This window comes from Ferrovibrio sp. (genome assembly GCF_964218355.1).
Taxonomy (GTDB): Bacteria; Pseudomonadota; Alphaproteobacteria; order Ferrovibrionales; family Ferrovibrionaceae; genus Ferrovibrio.
Genome location: NZ_CAXPMC010000019.1, coordinates 92,957 through 109,791 on the forward strand (window position 1 = coordinate 92,957; position 16,835 = coordinate 109,791).

The window sequence follows — 16,835 nt, forward strand, 5'->3', positions numbered from 1 at the left end:
GGCTCATGGCATGACCTCTCCGCCGGCCACGGCGATGCATTGCCCGGTCACGGATGCGGCGCCATCGCCGGCCAGCCACAGCACGGCATCGGCCACCTCGTCCGGCGTGACCAGGCGGCCCTGCGGATTGCCGGCGGCCAGTTCGGCGCGCGCCGCCTCGGCCGAGCGGCCGGTTTTCTTCACGATCGTCTCGATGGTGGTGGCGGTCATGTCGGTATCGACATAGCCGGGGCAGACGGCGTTCACGGTGATGCCGGTCTTTGCATATTCGCGGGCCAGCGCGCGGGTCAGTCCGACCACGCCATGCTTGGCGGCGCAGTAGGCGGCGACATAGGCATAGCCGGTGATGCCGGCGGTGGAGGCGACGTTGATGATGCGGCCCCGGCGGCGTTCCAGCATGCCGCCGATGGCCGCCCGCGTCGTGTGGAACACGCCGGAAAGATTGACCGACAGCATGCCGTCCCAGTGTTCCGCGGTCATTTTCGCAAAGGGCTGGCTGGCACCGAAGCCGGCATTGTTGACGAGGATGTCGACCGGCCCGAGCAGGCCGGCGGCCCGCTGCAGGGCGCCGGCGATGGCGGCCGGATCGGTCACATCGGCAGGGAAGGCGCCGGCACTGCAGCCATGGCTGTCATCGAGTTCCGCGGCCCGGCTTTCCAGCAGGGCAGCGTCGCGGCCGATCAGGCTGACGGCGGCGCCGGCAGCGGCCAGCCGCTGTGCCACAGCCCAGCCGATGCCGCGGCTGGCGCCGGTGACCAGTGCGTGGCGGCCGGCCAGCGGGCCGGCCTCCGCCGGCGCCGTGATCGCCGGTCCGGCAGTAGTCTGGGCAGGCGGCGCGGACTTGCGCTTGTTTGCGGCCATGGATCAGCCTCCCGAATTATATTTTAAGTATAAAATAATTCACCGCGGCAGACAAGGCCACCCTGCGGCAGAACCCAGACGGGAACAGCTGCAGTCAAAAGGCGACGACGGAGGGTCTGGTATGGTAAATAGGAGCAGGCCGATTCGTGGGGGACCGCAGGCGCAATGAGCAAGGCGCAATTCGTACGATTCACGGGACTTGCCGTTGCTGCCGCGCTTGCGCTGGCCGGCTGCAATTCCATGAATATCGGCGGCAGCACCTCGAAGGCTGACGGCAAGTCAAGCGGAGGGCCGCCGCCGCAGATTTCCGGCATCGCACTGCCGGAGGGCTATTCGCTGGATGCCGATCGCACCATCATTCTGGGCGAGGGCGACCGCTGGATCGGCCGGCTGTCCTACAGCATCAATTCCTCGGCCGATGCGATGTTCGACTTCATCCGCGCCCAGATGGCCAATCACGGCTGGAAAGAGGTGGCGGTGGTGCGCGCCGAGACCAGCCAGCTGACCTACCTGTCGGGTGACGCTGACCGCGTTGCCTCGATCCTGATCAGCCGCAGCACGCTCTACGGCTCCAAGGTCGACATGACCGTCTCGCCGTCATCGGGCAGCGGCACCATCTCGTCGGGCCGCGCGCCGGTACAGCGCCGCTGAGGCGGCGCATAATCTGTTTTTCAGTTGAAGGCCTTGAAGGTGATCAGGGTGAAGGTGTCCTTCACGCCGGTGATGGTCTGCAGCTTGTTGACCACGAAATGCCCGATATCCTGGCCATCGGGCAGGTAGCATTTCATCATCAGGTCGTACTGGCCGGAGATCGAATGCACCTCGGAGACCTGCTCGATTTCCTCGACGGCCTTCACCGCCACGTCATAGGCGCGGCCGAGGTCGCATTTCACCATCACGAAAATCGTCTGCATCGCCGGCTCCGTCATCCTGTCCTGCCCGGACTGTAATCGAAACCGCCGCCCGGGTCCAACCGGCCCGGCCGCGGCGGGGCGGTTCAGGAGGTGGCGGCGCGGCGCACGGGGCGCAGCAGGAAATCCGGCACATGGTCGCCCATGCCGACCACCGGCGGTTCGCGGTCGTCGCGGAGACGGCGGCCGGTATCCTGGCGTGGCTGCTCGTGGGCGACGCGCTCGCGCGGCTGGTCGCTCTGGGCGTGTTCGGCGCGAACCGGCTCGAGGCGGGTCGGGCGGGGTGCCTCGGCGGCCTTCTCGGCAGCCTTCCCGTCGGCGGCCGCGCTGCCACGCTTGCGGCTGCCGCGTTCCTTGCGCTCGCCGCGTTCCTTGCTGCCGCCACGGCGGCCGCGGCGGCTGTCGCGCTCCGGCGCTTCCTCGACCGGCAGGTCGCCGGCATCGACGGCGAAGCCATGCAGCTCCATCACCGGGATATCGCGGGCGATCAGGCTCTTGATCTGCGCGAGATACTTGCCGTCCTCGCCCGAGACCAGGGTGAAGGCGCGGCCGTTCATGCCGGCGCGACCGGTGCGGCCGATGCGGTGGACATAGTCCTCCGGATGGGTCGGCACGTCGAAATTGAACACATGGGTCAGGCCTTGGACGTCGAGGCCGCGGGCGGCCACGTCGGAGGCGACCAGCAGGCCGATCTCGCCCTTCTTGAACTTCTCCAGCGTCGCGGTACGCACCGACTGGTCCATGTCGCCATGCAGCGGCTGGGCGTCGAAGCCGTGCTTGATCAGCGACTTTGCCAGCATGTCCACATCGCGCTTGCGGTTGCAGAAGATGATGGCGTTCTTCACATCCTCGCTGCGGATCAGCGTGCGCAGGGCCTCGCGCTTCAGCTTGTGCGGCACGTTGATGGCAAACTGGGCGATCGATTCCGCCGTGGTGGCCTGGCGGGCAACCTCGATTTCCTTCGGGTTGCTGAGGAACTTGTCGGCCAGGCGGCGCATCTCGGGCGCCATGGTGGCCGAGAAGAACAGCGTCTGGCGCAGCGGGGGCAGCATCTTCGCAATGCGCTCGATATCGGGCATGAAGCCCATGTCGAGCATGCGGTCGGCCTCGTCGATGACGAAAATCTGCACGCCGGTCAGCATGACGCGGCCACGCTCGAAATGGTCGATCAGGCGGCCGGGCGTGGCGATGAGGACGTCGACGCCGCGGTCGAGCAGCTTTTCCTGGTCGGTGTAGTTGACGCCGCCGATCAGCAGCGCCATCGAGAGCGGCGAGTTCTTGCCGTATTTGTCGAAACTCTGGGCGACCTGGTCGGCCAGTTCGCGGGTCGGTTCCAGGATCAGGGCGCGCGGCATGCGGGCGCGGGCACGGCCGCCGGCCAGGATGTCGATCAGCGGCAGGGTGAAGCCCGCGGTCTTGCCGGTGCCGGTCTGCGCGGTGCCCAGCACGTCACGCCCCATCAGCACGATCGGGATGGCCTGGGCCTGGATCGGTGTTGGCTTGTTATACCCGGCATCGGCGACGGCCTTGAGGACCGGCTCGCTCAAGCCCAAACTTTCAAAATCCATGGATTTCCGCGTGTTCTGGACAGGCTGCGCAAGATGCACTGCGTCCGCGGGGTGGGAAAAGACCACAGGCGCCTCGGTGTGTCAACACCTCTTGATGCTGCTGGAAATAGCAAAATCAATCGGTTATCGTCTGTTTTCCCTGTTTTTTCCGTAGCCGGAGTGTCCATCCCATGAAGCTGATCGACGAGATCGTTGCCAACAAGGCGCAGCTGACCGCGTGGCGCCGCGATCTCCACATGCATCCCGAAACCGCCTTCGAGGAGCACCGCACCGCCGATTTCGTGGCGAAGACGCTCGAATCCTTCGGCATGCCGGTGCATCGCGGCCTGGCGAAGACCGGGGTGGTCGGCACCCTGAAGGCGGGCAAGGGCAACCGCGCCATCGGGCTGCGTGCCGACATGGATGCCCTCGACCTGGTCGAGATGAACGAATTCGCCCACAAGTCGACCCATCAGGGCAAGATGCATGGCTGTGGCCATGACGGTCACACCATCATGCTGCTGGGCGCCGCGCAGTATCTGTCGCAGACGAAGAATTTCGACGGCACCGTGCATTTCATCTTCCAGCCGGCCGAGGAAAACCTCGCCGGCGGCAAGGTGATGGTCGATGACGGCCTGTTCGAGAAGTTCCCCTGCGAAGCGGTGTTCGGCATGCACAACATGCCCGGCATCGATGTCGGCAAGTTCGCCGTGCGCACCGGCCCGATGATGGCCTCGGCCGACATGTTCTGGATCAGGGTGAAGGGCGTCGGCGCCCATGGCGCCTATCCGCATCGCGGTGTTGACCCGGTGGTGATCGCCGCCGAGATCGTGCTGGCGCTGCAGAACATCGTCGCCCGCAACACCGACCCGCTGCAGAGCGCGGTGGTCAGCTGCTGCCAGATCCAGGGCGGCCACACCACCAACGTGATCCCGGAAGAGGTGATGATCGCCGGCACCACGCGCGCCTTCCTGCCCGAGGTGCAGGACATGATCGAGAGCCGGCTGAAGCAGGTCGCCACCGGCATCGCGGCGGCCCATGGCGGCAGCGCCACCATCGACTATCAGCGCCGCTATCCGCCGACCATCAACACCGCCGACGAAACCGAGCTGGCCGCCGCGGCGGCCGCGCAGGTGGTGGGCGCCGACAATGTGCTGCGCAACCTCAATCCCAGCATGGGCGCGGAGGATTTCGCCTGGATGCTGCGCGAGAAGCCGGGTTCCTATGTCTGGGTCGGCAACGGCGCCGGCGAGGGCAGCTGCATGGTCCACAATCCGCGCTACGATTTCAACGACGACGCGCTGCCGGTGGGCGCGAGCTACTGGGCGCGGCTGGCGGAGATGGCACTGCCGGCGGGCTGACCGCCTGCAGGCAGCCGGCCGGCGCAGGGAGGGCGCGGCGATGAGCTTCAAGGTGAAGTTCTGGGGGGTGCGGGGCAGCATTGCCACGCCCTCGTCGCGCCATATCGGCTTCGGCGGCAACACCTCCTGCGTCGAGGTGAAGGCCGGCGGCCACACCATCATCTTCGATGCCGGCACCGGCATCCGCAATCTCGGCCACTGGCTGCTGAAGCGCAACATCAAGCGTGGCTCGCTGCTGCTGTCGCACACCCACTGGGACCACATCAACGGTTTCCCGTTCTTCTCGCCTGCTTTCAAGGCCGACCGGCATTTCCTGATCCATGCCGGCCACCTGATCGACAAGGGCGGTATCGGCAGTGCTCTGGCCTCGCAGATGGCGCAGCCCTTCTTCCCGGTGCCGCTGGAAAAGATGGGCGCCAACCTCGAAAGCGTCGACTTCCGGGCCGGCGACAGTTTCAGCCTCGCCCCGCAGATCCGCATCCGCACCGCACCGCTGAACCATCCCGGCGGCGCCACCGCCTACCGGGTCGAATTCGGCGGCAAGGCCATGTGCTACGTGACCGATACCGAGCATGTGCCGGGCCGGCCGGACCAGAACATCCTCGGCCTGATCGAGGGGGCCGATCTCGTCATCTACGACAGCACCTATACCGATGCCGAATTCCCGGCCCATGTCGGCTGGGGCCATTCGACCTGGCAGGAGGGGGTGCGGCTCTGCCGCATGGCCGGGGTCCGGACCCTTGCGATTTTCCACCATGATCCCGATCATGAGGATCTGTTCATGGAGGCGCTGGAGGCGGAAGCCCGCCAGCTGTGGTCCGGTGCCCTGGTGGCCCGGGAAAATATGCGGATCAATCTGCTCTAGGGGGAGTTCGGGATGGCACGGCTGTATCTCGTGCGGCATGCGCAGGCGGCGGCCCGGTTCGACGAGGATCCGGATCCCGGCCTGTCGGATGAGGGCAAGGCGGCGGCGGTCGATCTGGCGCTGGAGCTGGAAAAGATCGGGCCCTGCCAGATCCTGACCTCGCCGCTGGAACGGGCCCGCGAAAGCGCGCTGCCGCTGGCCAACCGCTGGGGCATCCAGCCGGAGGTCAGCCCGGCCTTCAGCGAAATCCCCACGCCGCCGGACGTGGCGCAGCAGGGCATCACCGCCCGCGGCCCCTGGCTGCAGCAGCTGGCCGGCCAGCGCTATCCGACCCAGCCGCCGATCATCCGCGCCTGGCGCGAGGGCCTGGTCGGCATGCTGCGCACCGGCCGCTACGATTCGGTGATCTTCACCCATTTCATGGTGATCAACGCGGCCATCGGCGCCGCGCTGGGCGACGACCGGCTGGTGATCGCCCAGCCCGATTACTGCTCCTGCACGGTGCTGGAAAGCAACGGCCGCAGCCTGACCCTGGTCAGCCGCGGGCCGGAAGCGGTGACCGCCGTCCTCTAGGCGGCAATTGCTGCGGCGAATGGCTTGGCCGGCAGCGGTCCGAACGGGTAAGCTGGCTGCAACCCCGGCGGCATGCAGCGGCCGGGACTGTGCCGGGGACGTTGTGAAGCCGAAGCTCGTGACGCCGGAGCTTGTGATGCCGGGGATGCCGTAATGAATGCCAAGCCAGAAATCCGGACACCGGCCAATCCCGACTCCGCAAGCACAGCGCCGGGCAAGGCCGCGCCGGCCGCGATGCCGTCCGGCTATGTGCTGGAAGACCAGATCGGCCACCTGATCCGCCGCGCCCACCAGCGCCACACGGCCCTGTTCATGGCGATGATCGGCGATGCCCAGGTCACCCCCACGCAATATGCCGCGCTGGTGAAGCTGTACGAGGCGGGCGAGCTGTCGCAGAACCATCTCGGCCGGCTGACCGCCATGGACCCGGCCACCATCCAGGGCGTGATCCGCCGCCTGACCGGGCGCAAGCTGATCTCGCACCGGCCGGACAAGAACGACAAGCGGCGCCGCTGTCTCAGCCTCACCGCTGCCGGCCGCGACCTGGTGGCCCGCCTGCTGGCCAACGGCCCGAAGGTCAGCCAGGCCACGCTGGATCCGCTCAGCCCGGCCGAGCAGCAGCAGGTGGTCGACCTGCTCAAGCGCATGGGCTGAGGCGCCGCGCCGCCCATCCGTCGCATTCCGGTTTTGACCGCTGCGCACCGGCAGTGCCCGTTTCTGACCGCTGCGGACCGCTGGTGACCGTCTGAGACCGCTGCGGACCGTCTGTGACCGCCGCGGACCGTTCCGGTCCGTCCGTGACCGCCGGTGACCGTTTCCGACCGATCCGTCTTATTACGCCATCCGGTTGAACGGCCGCCCCGGCCATGCGCGGCAGTCCGGCCGCTTTGGGCATGAAGTCGTATTCACGATGGAAAACAGCGGAAAATCCTTGACAGGTACAGAACAATATAGGAACATACAAGTAAAGTCAAGAGCGGAGAATGCGGTCGTGATTAACATTGCACATCCCATGGGATGTCATATCATATAGAATATGTATCGGGTGGTGCTGGATACAACGGTCCTGGTGGCCGGTCTGCGCAGTCGTCATGGGGCGAGCAATATGCTGCTGCGGCGGGTTGCCCGGCAGCAGCTGGTGCCGCTGTGCACGACGACGCTGTTTCTTGAATACGAGGCGGTTCTGTGCCGGGCGGAGCACAGGATCGTGCACGGGCTGGACGAGGCGGCGCTGCAGCAGTTCCTGGCGGCCTTTGCCAGCGCCGCCGAAGCGGTCGAGGTTCATTTCCTGTGGCGGCCGCAGCTGCAGGACGCAGCCGATGAAATGGTGCTGGAGGCTGCGGTGAACGGCCGGGCGGATGGTATTGTGACTCACAACCAGCGGCATTTCTCTGCCGCTGCCGCGCGCTTCGGACTGCGGGTCCTGCCGCCGGCCGCGATGCTGAAGGAGAGCATGTCATGAGCAAGGCAACCTATCCCCTCAAGCTGCCGGCCTCGGTCAAGGGCGCGGCGGCGCGTCTCGCCCGGCAGGACGGCGTGTCGCTCAACCAATGGATCGCGGCAGCGGTGGCCGAGAAGGTCGGCAGCGTCGAAACCGCCGCCGCCTTCCTGCGCCAGCGCGCGGGCGATGCGAAGCCGGCCGGCATGCTGGCCTTCCTGGAGGCGGCGCCGGATCTGCCGCCGGACGAGGCTGACCGGCTGGACGAGGCCGGGTAACGGCGATGCTCGAATACAAAGACTATGTCGGCATGGTCGAACCCAGGGACGATTCCAGCGAGTCCGCCTTCGCATCCCTTAAGTACCGCATCTACTCCACACCAAGGATATTGAGCAGCATGTAAGGGCTGACAGGCGGAGCCTCAGGTTTCGCTCTAGATGTTTTACAAAAGAAGTTCGTGATCGTTTTGTCGTCAGTCAGGAAGTAGTCGAGTTGATTCACTTCGGCTGTCCATATGTGGAATGCATCCTTGTATTGTTTGTCAGTCAGTCCTTTCGCAAGTTCAATAAGCCGGTGGCGGTTCTCGAAGTTTCGTTGTTGGCTTGCGGGGGGGCTCAGCTAGTGCCGTTCTGATCTTTGGTGTGTCCCAGCATGACACTGGCGCGCGAACAATCAGGCCAACAAACTGAATGATGGCACTTTCGAGGGAAGCGCGGTCGAATGCCATCGGAAACAGGTAGGTTGGATCAAAGGCAGGCTCGACTTTCTGAATATTGACGCCCCTCAGCGCGTTGCCTGCGCCATCTATAAGTCCGGGACTTCCGAGCCAGTCTTCAAGCTTAAGGCCAAAGTATGTGAAGGCCTCTATCCTACCGCTTCGCATCAGATCGCCGATCTTGGGAAGAGCGGCGATCTGCTGACGCTTCCACGTCGCTGTAGCCTCCGGTTCGGCTTTGGGTTCCTCCACTTCAGTTGCGACTGCTTGGAGTGTCGGGCCCCAACGCACTTGCTGAGGTAGATTCCCGATCTTGGTTGTTATTGCATCTACACGCACAGATCGGTCGATCAGCACGCGCACTGTTCCGGTGGATCTCATCTGCACCGTTACCTTCTGGATGGCCAGGAAAACCGGTGGCTCATGGTCTTGGTTGTTAAGTTACGCCTTGGGGCAGCCAAAGCCAGCAGGCGCCCTCATGCTGCACTGCCGCATTTGCAGGCAGCATTTGCTGAAATTTTGACGTTGACTCTTTGGAGGCAGGACCGCAGCATCATATGCATACAAACGATGCGGCCTGCAGGGGGTGGGCCGCGCGTGGATGCCGGCGGGGAGGCCCCAAACACCCATGGCGTCGAGTTACTTGCGTCCCACCAGCCTCGACGAGGCGCTGGCCAGCCTGCAGGCGGCCCATGCCGCCGCGGGCACGAGTTCAGGCGGTCGCCTGCCGGTGATCCTGGCCGGCGGCACCGATTACTATCCCGCCCGGGTCGGCCGCGCGCTGGACGATGACATCCTCGACATCACCGCGATTCCCGACCTGCGCGGCCTGGCTGAAAACGGCGATCACTGGCGCATCGGCGCCACCACCACCTGGGGCGACATCGCCGCCGCCGAACTGCCGGCTCATTTCGACGGCCTGAAACAGGCGGCGCGGGCCGTCGGCGGCGTGCAGATCCAGAATGCCGGCACGGTGGCCGGCAACCTGTGCAATGCCTCGCCGGCCGCCGATGGCGCGCCGGTACTGATGGCGATGCGCGCCCGCGTGGAACTGCGCAGCGCCGCCGGCCGGCGCGAACTGCCGCTGGCCGATTTCATCACCGGCAACCGCCGCACCACCCTGCTGCCCGGCGAACTGGTCACCGCCATCCTGGTGCCGAAGCCGAAAAAGGCTTCAGCCAGCGTGTTCCTCAAGCTCGGCGCCCGCGAATACCTGGTGATTTCCATCGCCATGGTCGGCCTGGTGCTGGAGGTCGAGGACGGCATCGTTGCCGGTGCCGGACTGGCCGTCGGCGCCTGCTCGGCGGCGGCGATGCGGCTGCCCTGGATCGAATCCGAGCTGACCGGCCGTCGCCTGAACGAGGCGCTGGCCAACCGGGTGAAGGCCGCGCATCTCGACGCGCTGGCGCCCATCGACGATATCCGGGCCGACGCCGCCTACCGGCGGGCGGCGGCCCTGACCCTGGTCCGGCGCGCGATCCTGGCGCTGGCGAAGCAGCAGAAGCGGAACTGATGCCATGCGTCTGGTGGTGAACGGCAAGCAGCACACCTATCATGGCGAGGCGAACCGCCGGCTCAGCGACGTGCTGCGCGACGATCTCGGGCTGACCGGCACCAAGGTCGGCTGCAATGCCGGCGATTGCGGCGCCTGCACGGTGATGCTGGCGGGCAGGCAGGTCTGCGCCTGCCTGACCCCGGTGGCGCAGGCCGCCGGCAAACCCGTGGTGACGGTGGAGGGCCTGCAGGCCCATGGCACCCTGTCGCGCCTGCAGACATCCTTCCTCAAGCATGGCGCGGCGCAATGCGGCATCTGCACGCCGGGCATGCTGATGGCGGCGACCGACCTGCTGGCGGAAGTCTCGGCGCCAAGCGAAGAACAGGTGATGGATGCCATCGGCGGCGTGCTGTGCCGCTGCACCGGCTATCGCAAGATCGTCGAGGCGGTGATCGATGCCGCCCGCAATCCGAAACTGCCGCAGCATCCGGGCGAAGGCGCCGCCGTCGGTGCCCGCAGCGCCAAGGTGGACGGCCTGCCCAAGGTGATCGGCACCGAGAAATACGGCGCCGACTACATCCCGGCCGATGCCCTGTGGCTGCGCATCATCCGCAGCCCGCATGCCCGCGCCGGTTTCACGCTGGGCGATTTCTCCGGTGTGATCCGGCAATACGGGCTGGAGCGCGTGCTCACCGCGGCCGACGTGCCGCGCAACGGCTTTGCCATCTTCGACGACAAGGACCAGCCGGTACTGGCCGACGGCATCGTGCGCTATCGCGGCGAGGGCGTGGTGGCGCTGGTCGGCCCGCGGGCGGCGGTGGAAGCCGTGCGGCCGGACGAGCTGCCGATCGCATATCAGCCGGAAGAGGCCGTCACCGGCATCGCCGGCGCCTCGGCGCCCGGTGCCCGGCTGGTGCAGGCGAACAAGCCCGGCAACGTGCTGATCCGCGGCAATGTCACCCGCGGCGATGTCGCCGCGGGATTCGCACAGGCCGCCGCCGTGGCGGAAGGCAGCTTCCGCACCAGCTTCGTCGAGCATGCCTATATCGAGCCGGAAGCCGGCTGGGCGCAGCGCGTCGGCGACCGCATCGAGATCCATGCCTCGACCCAGGCGCCCTATATGGACCGCGACGAGGTGGCCGGCATCCTGCAGCTGCCGCCCGACCGCGTGCGCATCGTGCCGACCGCCTGCGGCGGCGGCTTCGGCGGCAAGCTCGACGTCTCCGTGCAGCCGCTGATCGCGCTGGCCGCCTGGCTGCTGGGCCGGCCGGTGGCCTGCGTCTACACGCGCCCGGAAAGCATGGCGTCGAGCACCAAGCGCCATCCGGCGCGGGTGCAGGCGAAATTCGCCGCTGCGCAGGACGGCCGGCTGGTTGCCGTGGAGACCCATGCCGATTTCGATACCGGGGCCTATGCCAGCTGGGGCCCGACCGTGGCCAACCGCGTGCCGGTGCATGCCAGCGGGCCCTACAGCGTGCCGCATGTGAAGAACCGCTCCTGTGCCTGGTTCACCAATGCGCCGCCCTCGGGGGCCTTCCGCGGCTTCGGCGTGCCGCAGGCCGCCATCGCCCACGAGACGCTGATGGACGATCTGGCCGCGAAGCTGGGGATCGACCGGCTGGAAATGCGGTTCGTGAATGCGATCCGCGCCGGCGACCTGACCGCGACGGGCCAGAAGCTGGAACATTCGGCCGGGCTTGCCGACTGCATCGCCGCCCTGCGCCCGCACTGGCAGAAGCTGGGCGCCGAGGTCGAGAGCTTCAATGCCCGACGCAGGAACCTGCGCCGCGGCATCGGCATCGGCTGCATGTGGTATGGCCTCGGCAACACCTCGATCTCGAATCCGTCGACCATGCGTGCCGCCCTGCGTGCCGACGGCCGGGTGTTCTTCTACAACGGCGCCGTCGATATCGGGCAGGGCTCGAACACCATTTTCGTGCAGATCCTGGCCGATGCGCTCGGCGTCGCGATGGACCGCATCGACTATGTGATGGGCGATACCGACCGCACGCTGGATGCCGGCAAGACCTCGGCCTCGCGCCAGACCTTCGTGTCGGGCAAGGCGGTGGAGCTGGCCGGCCGCGACCTGCGCGGCCAGATCCTGCGGCTAGCCAATGCCGGCGAGGACGCGCGGCTGGCTTTCGAAGGCACCGCACTGACGGTGAACGAGGGCGGTACGGTGCGCCGCATCGAACTGGCCGCCCTGCCGAAGCTGAATGCCGATGGCGACGTGCTGCTGGGCGAGGGCCGTTTCGATCCGCCCACCACCATGCTGGACGAGAATGGCCAGGGCGTGCCCTATGCCACCTACGGCTTCGCCGCGCAGATGGCGCTGGTGGAAGTCGATACGGAACTCGCCACCGTCAAGGTGAGGAAGATCATCGCCGCCCATGATGTCGGCCGCGCGGTGAACCCGACCCAGGTGGAAGGCCAGATCCATGGCGGCATCGCGCAGGGCCTCGGCCTCGCGCTGATGGAGGAATTCCTGCCCGGCCGCACCGAGAACCTGCATGACTACCTGATCCCGACCGTGGGCGACATCCCGGAGATCGACGTGATCATGATCGAGGATGCCGAGCCGCTCGGGCCGTTCGGCGCCAAAGGCGTCGGCGAGCCGGGTCTGGTGCCGACCGCGCCGGCGATTCTCGGTGCGATCCGCCATGCCACCGGCGTGCGTGTCACCGAGGTGCCGGTGCTGCCGCATCGCCTGTTCGCCGGGCTGCAGGCCCTGCCGCAGGCGGCCGAGTAAGGGGAGGGGCGCCATGAACCAGGCCGTCGCCACCACTGAAAACCCGAAGGACGCGGTCGTCCGCTGCGATGCCTGTCCGGTGCTGTGCCGGATCCGGCCGGGCCGGGCCGGCGCCTGCGACCGCTATGCCAATGTCGAGGGCGTGCTGACCCGCGTCGATCCGCTGGTGATCACCGAGCGCGCTGCCGCCAAGGGCGAGAGCGTGATCCCCTTCCTGGCCGGCAGCGAGGGCTGGAACGGTTCGGTGGCCGCGCCGCCGCCGGAAGCCGTGAAGCCCGCCGCCTTCGTCACCGGCATCGGCGCCGGCACCACCTATCCCGACTACAAGCCGGCGCCCTTCATCGTCTCGTCGCAGTATGACGGCGTCGACATGGTCACGGTCGTCACCGAAGGCATCTTCAGCTATTGCGGCGTCAAGGTGAAGATCGACACCGACCGCCATCTCGGCCCCGAACAGGCGGCCGTGCGGGTGAATGGCGAGGCGATCGGCCATGTCACCACCGCGGAATACGGCTCGCAGATGCTGTCGTTGGGCGGCGTGCATCACCTGACCGGCGGCAGCAAGAAGGAAGGCACCGTCACCTGCGATGCCATGCTGGCGCTCTGCAACAAGCAGCCGGTAACCGTGCAGATCGATGGCGGCGCCGAACTGGTGATCCAGTCCGGCCGCCCGCCCATCGTCAACGGCGTGCCGGAAGCGCGCATGCGGGTCGGCTGCGGCTCGGCCACCATCGGCATCTTCGCCAAGCAGTGGCTGGACCATGCCGACGAGGTGATCGTGGTCGACGACCACATCACCGGCGTGCTGACCGAACACCAGGCCGGCCGTTTCCTCGACATGCGGCTGTCGGGCATCCGGGTGCGCGGCCGCAAATCCACACCCGGCCGCTATTTCCAGGTGGCCGAACCCGGCCTCGGCTGGGGCGGCACCAATATTTCCGATCCGCTCGAGATCATCGAGAGCATCGATGCGAAGACGGCCTGGCCCGGCCTGCGGCTGCTGATGGTCTCGACCACCGGCGAGCACAGTGCCTGGTATGTGCTGGACGATGCCCTGAAGCCGCAGCCGGCACCGATGCCGGCCGCCGTGGTGGCCGCGGTCGAGCGCATCGCCGAGAATTGCGAGCCGTCGCTGTGCACCGTGCTGTTCATGGCCGGTGCCGGCGGCAGCCTGCGGGCCGGGGTGACCGAAAATCCGGTGCGGCTGACCCTGTCGGTGAAGGACCGGCTGACCCGCGTCACCGCGGGCGGCGCGCCGGTCTATGTCTGGCCGGGCGGCGGCATCACCTACATGGTGGATGTCGCGCGCATGCCGGACAATTCCTTCGGCTATGTGCCGACCCCGGCGCTGGTGGCGCCGATCGAGTTCACTCTCAGCCGCGCCGATTACGCGGCGCTCGGCGGCCACATGGATTTCGTCGTGCAGCTCGACGACGTGCTGCAGGGCGGCCGTCTCAGCCGGCAGGGCCAGCGGCCGGACAATCCCTGGCCGGTGGCGCGGCCCGATGCGGAGAGCCAGCCGTGAGCGCGCCCCAGGCAGCCTGGCTGGCAAGCCCCGGCGGCGCGCGCCGGCTGCATCTGCAGCATGGCCCGATCGATCTCGTCATCGGCGCCGATGGCGCGCCGGCGGCAACGGCAGCGGCCTATGACGCGGCCTGGGCACGGTTCCAGGACATCCTGGTCACCCTGGTCGGCGAACTGGCGCTGCTGCGCCAGCCGCTGGGGCAGGCGCATCCGCTGCTGCGCGGTCCCGTCGCCCGGCGCATGGCGGCGGCCTGCTGGCCCCATCGCGACGCCTTCATCACGCCCATGGCCGCCGTGGCGGGCAGCGTCGCCGACGAGATTCTGCAGGCGATGACGCAAGCCGCCGCGCTCGACCGCGCCTATGTCAACAATGGCGGCGACATCGCCCTGCATCTGGCGCCGGGCCAGAGCTTCCGGGCTGGCATCGTCTGCAATCCCGATCATCCCCATGGCGATGCCATCGCCGTGCTGGATGCCGCGCAGCCCGCGCGCGGCATCGCCACGTCGGGCTGGCGCGGCCGTTCGCTGTCGCTGGGGATCGCCGATGCCGTTACGGTTCTCGCGGAAAACGCGGCGCTGGCCGATGCGGCGGCGACCATGATCGCCAATGCGGTCAGCGTCGAGCATCCGGCGGTGCAGCGGCAGCCGGCGCAACTGGTGCGCGACGACAGCGACCTGGGCGCACTTCCGGTAACGGTGTCCGTTGGTGTACTGCCGATTTTTGCGGTGCGCGAGGCCTTGTCGCATGGCGTGCGGCGCGCCCATGATCTGCGGCGCCGCGGCCTGATTCAGGCCGCGTTTCTGTCGCTGCAGGGTGAAACCGAGACCGCCGGCGGCGACCTGCCCGCCGGCATCAGCCAGCAAGCAGTGGGGTAGGGGATGAGTCTGGTCGACATGCGCCGGATCGTGATGATCACCGAGGAAATCTTCCATGACGGCGGTCCCCGGTCCGCCAGGCCGCCGCGGCGCGGCGTGATCGGCGCGCTGGTGAAGAATCCCTATGCCGGCCATTACGAGGCCGACATCACGCCGATGATGGAGGCGCTGAAGCCGCTGGGCATGGAGCTGACGCAGCGGCTGGTGGCGGCGCTGGGCGGCGATGCGAAAGCCGTCGAGGCCTATGGCAAGGGCGCCATCGTCGGCGCCGCCGGCGAACTGGAGCATGGCGCGTTGTGGCATGTGCCGGGCGGTTATTCCATGCGCGAGGTGCTGGGCGAGGCCAAGGCGATCGTGCCTTCGGCCACCAAGCTGGCCGGCGTGGGTGCCCGCATCGACATCCCGCTGCATCACATCAACGCGGCCTATGTCCGCAGCCATTTCGATGCCATCGAATTCTGCGCGCCCGACGGGCCGCGCGACAACGAGATCGCGTTCATCCTCGCGATGAGCACCGGCGGGCGCGTGCATGCGCGCGTCGGCGGCCTGCAGACCCACCAGATCAAGGGTGAGGACGGGCTGCGATAGGGGTAAGCGTACCCGCGTTTCGGGGGATCCACAGACAAACACCAAGGAGGCTGATTATGGATCGCAGGACCTGGTTGAAGTGGAGTGCAGCATTCGGCGTCGCGGTTGCCGGCATGATGGCGGGGGGCGCCCAGGCGCAGGATACCATCAAGATCGGCGAGCTGAATTCCTACAAGAATTTCGCCGCCTTCCTCGAGCCCTACAAGAAGGGCTGGGAGCTGGCGGTCGAGCAGGTCAATGCCTCGGGCGGCCTGCTGGGCAAGAAGCTGGAGATCGTCAGCCGCGACGACAACGGCAATCCGGGCGACGCCGTGCGCGTGGCCGAGGAACTGGTCTCGCGCGAGAAGGTTTCCTTCCTGATCGGCACCTTCCCGTCGCATGTCGGCCTGGCGGTGGCGAGCTTCGCCAAGGAAAAGAAGACCCTGTTCATCGCCGCCGAGCCGCTGACCGACAAGATCGTCTGGGACCAGGGCAACAAGTACACCTTCCGCCTGCGCGCATCGACCTACATGCAGACGGCCATGCTGGTGCCGGATGCGGTCAAGCTGAAGAAGAAGAAGTGGGCGATCGTCTATCCGAACTATGAATACGGCCAGTCGGCCACCGCAGCCTTCAAGAAGCTGATGAAGGAGCAGCAGCCGGACGTCGAATTCGTCATCGAGCAGGCGCCGCCGCTGGGCAAGATCGAGGCCGGCGCGGTGGTCGATGCCATTGCCGCCGCCAAGCCGGATGCGATCTTCTCGTCGCTGTTCGGCGGCGACCTCGCCAAGTTCGTGCGCGAGGGCAGCACCCGCGGCCTGTTCAAGGGCGTCGAGGTGTTCAACCTGCTGGCCGGCGAACCGGAGTATCTCGACCCGCTGAAGGACGAGGCGCCGGAAGGCTGGTATGTCACCGGTTATCCGTGGGAGCAGATCAACACGCCCGAGCACAAGGCGTTCCGCGAGGCCTACATGAAGAAGTTCGGCGACTATCCGCGCCTCGGTTCCATCGTCGGCTATGCGATGGTGCAGAGCGCCGCCGCCGTGATCAAGAAGGCGGGCACGCTGGATACCGAGAAGCTGGTGGCGGCGATGAGCGGCCTGACCCACAGCACTCCGCTGGGCAACGTCACCTACCGCCCGCAGGACCACCAGTCGACCATGGGTGCCTATGTCGGCCAGATCACCGTGAAGGACGGCAAGGGCACCATGAAGAACTGGCATTACGCGCCCGGCGAGAAGTATCTGCCGTCGGATGCGGATGTGGCCAAGATGCGGCCGGCTGAGTAAGTCGCGCATCGCTTTCGTGACGGCCCCTCCCGCCCGGCGGGCGGGAGGGTGCCTTTCTTCCTGA

The 16,835-nt window shown here is 67.0% G+C and carries 17 protein-coding genes; 13 read left to right on the forward strand and 4 right to left on the reverse strand.

Annotated features, from left to right (window positions below):
- Positions 1-3: 3 nt before the first annotated feature.
- Entirely contained in the window at positions 4-861 is an 858-nt protein-coding gene (locus ACEQZY_RS13045) for an SDR family NAD(P)-dependent oxidoreductase (protein ID WP_370155026.1), read from the reverse strand.
- Positions 862-1,026: 165 nt separating this feature from the next.
- Between ACEQZY_RS13045 and ACEQZY_RS13050 the strand changes: the two genes are divergently transcribed.
- Positions 1,027-1,512 carry a hypothetical protein gene (locus ACEQZY_RS13050; protein ID WP_370155028.1) on the forward strand — a complete coding sequence of 162 codons (486 nt, stop codon included), beginning with the start codon at positions 1,027-1,029 and terminating at the stop codon, positions 1,510-1,512.
- A 20-nt stretch (positions 1,513-1,532) separates the two neighbouring features.
- Here ACEQZY_RS13050 and ACEQZY_RS13055 read toward each other — a convergent pair whose 3' ends face one another.
- Together ACEQZY_RS13055 and ACEQZY_RS13060 are read right to left on the reverse strand one after the other, a co-directional pair.
- The gene (locus tag ACEQZY_RS13055) at positions 1,533-1,775 is read right to left on the reverse strand and encodes an Lrp/AsnC ligand binding domain-containing protein (protein WP_370155031.1); all 243 of its coding nucleotides are present in this window, start codon (positions 1,773-1,775) and stop codon (positions 1,533-1,535) included.
- Between the two features lie 83 nt (positions 1,776-1,858).
- Positions 1,859-3,319, reverse strand: a complete 1,461-nt coding sequence (locus tag ACEQZY_RS13060; protein ID WP_370155033.1) for a DEAD/DEAH box helicase — start codon at positions 3,317-3,319, stop codon at positions 1,859-1,861.
- A gap of 191 nt (positions 3,320-3,510) precedes the next feature.
- Between ACEQZY_RS13060 and ACEQZY_RS13065 the strand changes: the two genes are divergently transcribed.
- The 6 genes from ACEQZY_RS13065 (at position 3,511) to ACEQZY_RS13090 (ending at position 7,834) form a co-directional block, all read left to right on the forward strand.
- The gene (locus ACEQZY_RS13065; protein ID WP_370155035.1) at positions 3,511-4,680 is read left to right on the forward strand and encodes a M20 aminoacylase family protein; all 1,170 of its coding nucleotides are present in this window, start codon (positions 3,511-3,513) and stop codon (positions 4,678-4,680) included.
- A gap of 40 nt (positions 4,681-4,720) precedes the next feature.
- Positions 4,721-5,545: an MBL fold metallo-hydrolase gene (locus tag ACEQZY_RS13070; RefSeq protein ID WP_341703267.1), complete on the forward strand. Its 825-nt coding sequence runs from the start codon at positions 4,721-4,723 to the stop codon at positions 5,543-5,545.
- A gap of 12 nt (positions 5,546-5,557) precedes the next feature.
- Entirely contained in the window at positions 5,558-6,118 is a 561-nt protein-coding gene (locus tag ACEQZY_RS13075; protein WP_341703266.1) for a histidine phosphatase family protein, read from the forward strand.
- Between the two features lie 153 nt (positions 6,119-6,271).
- Entirely contained in the window at positions 6,272-6,772 is a 501-nt protein-coding gene (locus tag ACEQZY_RS13080; protein ID WP_341703265.1) for a MarR family winged helix-turn-helix transcriptional regulator, read from the forward strand.
- A gap of 382 nt (positions 6,773-7,154) precedes the next feature.
- Complete coding sequence (locus tag ACEQZY_RS13085; RefSeq protein ID WP_370155039.1) at positions 7,155-7,580, forward strand: putative toxin-antitoxin system toxin component, PIN family; 426 nt, start codon at positions 7,155-7,157, stop codon at positions 7,578-7,580.
- Positions 7,577-7,834 carry a pilus assembly protein HicB gene (locus ACEQZY_RS13090; protein ID WP_341703263.1) on the forward strand — a complete coding sequence of 86 codons (258 nt, stop codon included), beginning with the start codon at positions 7,577-7,579 and terminating at the stop codon, positions 7,832-7,834. The genes ACEQZY_RS13085 and ACEQZY_RS13090 overlap by 4 nt, the downstream gene beginning before the upstream one ends.
- A gap of 284 nt (positions 7,835-8,118) precedes the next feature.
- Here ACEQZY_RS13090 and ACEQZY_RS13095 read toward each other — a convergent pair whose 3' ends face one another.
- Positions 8,119-8,628 carry a hypothetical protein gene (locus tag ACEQZY_RS13095; RefSeq protein WP_370155042.1) on the reverse strand — a complete coding sequence of 170 codons (510 nt, stop codon included), beginning with the start codon at positions 8,626-8,628 and terminating at the stop codon, positions 8,119-8,121.
- Between the two features lie 271 nt (positions 8,629-8,899).
- Between ACEQZY_RS13095 and ACEQZY_RS13100 the strand changes: the two genes are divergently transcribed.
- Genes ACEQZY_RS13100 through ACEQZY_RS13125 form a run of 6 tightly spaced genes read left to right on the forward strand, consistent with a single transcriptional unit; the run spans position 8,900 to position 16,771 of the window.
- Positions 8,900-9,784: a xanthine dehydrogenase family protein subunit M gene (locus ACEQZY_RS13100; RefSeq protein ID WP_370155044.1), complete on the forward strand. Its 885-nt coding sequence runs from the start codon at positions 8,900-8,902 to the stop codon at positions 9,782-9,784.
- A gap of 4 nt (positions 9,785-9,788) precedes the next feature.
- Positions 9,789-12,515, forward strand: coding sequence for a molybdopterin-dependent oxidoreductase (locus ACEQZY_RS13105; RefSeq protein WP_370155046.1), 2,727 nt, complete (start codon positions 9,789-9,791; stop codon positions 12,513-12,515).
- A gap of 13 nt (positions 12,516-12,528) precedes the next feature.
- The gene (locus tag ACEQZY_RS13110) at positions 12,529-14,040 is read left to right on the forward strand and encodes a 6-hydroxynicotinate reductase (RefSeq protein WP_341703258.1); all 1,512 of its coding nucleotides are present in this window, start codon (positions 12,529-12,531) and stop codon (positions 14,038-14,040) included.
- Positions 14,037-14,915: a UPF0280 family protein gene (locus ACEQZY_RS13115; protein ID WP_370155049.1), complete on the forward strand. Its 879-nt coding sequence runs from the start codon at positions 14,037-14,039 to the stop codon at positions 14,913-14,915. The genes ACEQZY_RS13110 and ACEQZY_RS13115 overlap by 4 nt, the downstream gene beginning before the upstream one ends.
- 3 nt (positions 14,916-14,918) lie before the next feature.
- Positions 14,919-15,503, forward strand: a complete 585-nt coding sequence (locus ACEQZY_RS13120) for an amino acid synthesis family protein (protein ID WP_341703256.1) — start codon at positions 14,919-14,921, stop codon at positions 15,501-15,503.
- Positions 15,504-15,559: 56 nt separating this feature from the next.
- Complete coding sequence (locus tag ACEQZY_RS13125; protein WP_341703255.1) at positions 15,560-16,771, forward strand: ABC transporter substrate-binding protein; 1,212 nt, start codon at positions 15,560-15,562, stop codon at positions 16,769-16,771.
- Positions 16,772-16,835: the final 64 nt, after the last annotated feature.